General features: G+C 65.7%; 1 protein-coding gene. It reads left to right on the top strand.

Annotation, left to right across the window (positions count from 1 at the left end; genetic code table 11):
* The first annotated feature begins 208 nt into the window (after positions 1–208).
* Complete coding sequence (locus C1A33_RS26155; protein WP_101834215.1) at positions 209–1,045, top strand: transposase family protein; 837 nt, start codon at positions 209–211, stop codon at positions 1,043–1,045.
* The last annotated feature ends 118 nt before the right edge of the window (positions 1,046–1,163 follow it).

The following is a 1,163-nucleotide window of genomic DNA, read 5'->3' as shown; positions in this document are numbered from 1 at the left end:
TTGTGGCGGAAGAGTGCCCACTTGTAGGTTAGTTTCCACAGATAGTTGTCCAGTGACCCTTTCCCGGCAACGAGTCGTCGCGCTGGGTGACGGTCACGGGCTGTGAGGATCCGGCGGGTGGCTTCGGGCCGGCAGACGAGACGACGCGGGGTCCCGGTAGGAAGTAGTCCTTCCACAGATCACTTCACCGAAAGACCCCGCGTCCCGCATGAGTTTCACATACACCGCCGAGCTGCCCTTCGGCGATCACACCGTCTTCCGGCTGGCCGGCCTGTTGGTCGCGGAGCGTCAGCGCCGTGGTACTCGGAATGGGACCCGGACGCTGTCCACCCTGGAACAGGCCGTGATGGTCCTGCGCTGGTTTTGTGACGGCACCCGGACCCGTCAGCTGTTTAAAGATCATGGAGTGTCCCGGTCGGTGGGCTACCGCTACCTCCACGAGGGCGTCGCCGTGCTCGCCTGGCAGGCCCCCGACCTGCGTGAAGCGCTGATGCGGGCCAGGATCGCCGGCCACGGCCAGCTGATCGTCGACGGCACGGTCATCGAGACCGACCGGCTGCGCGTCCCCGGTCCGACCAAGGGCGTCGACCTGTGGTGGTCCGGCAAGATCTCCAACCACGGTGGCAATGTCCAGGTTCTGTCCGCACCCGACGACGGGTGGCCAATGTGGGTCTCCGACGTCCGCCCCGGCCGCGAGCACGACTCCACCGCCCTGCGCGCCTGCGGCGCCCTGCCGATCCTCGAGGAGGAATGGACCACCGACCTGCACGAGGTGCTGTTCGACCTCGGCTACGAAGGGTTAGGCAACCCGGCCGGGCCACTCAAGATCGCCTACAAGAAGCCCAGGAACAGCGCCCTCACCGACGAACAGAAGGCGCACAACCGGATCCACAACGCGCTGCGCGCCGTCGGCGAACGCGCGAACGCCCTGCTCAAAGTCACCTTCCGGCTCCTCCGCAACATCACGATCGACCCCTGGAAGATCGGACTCGTCGCGAAAGCCGCCCTCGTCATCCTCCACACCGAGTACCGCAGGACCGCCTAACACCCAACACCACGCCACGACGCTGATGTCACGCAACGCCACGAAAGGTTACCGGGAAAGGCTCAGTGCCTGGAACGTTTCCGTGGACACGACACCCCGGTAGTAGGCAGCCCACCCC

The sequence above is a fragment of the Frankia canadensis genome (assembly GCF_900197875.1).
Classification (GTDB): Bacteria; Actinomycetota; Actinomycetes; order Frankiales; family Frankiaceae; genus Frankia; species Frankia canadensis.
This window is presented reverse-complemented; position numbering and strand designations above follow the sequence as displayed.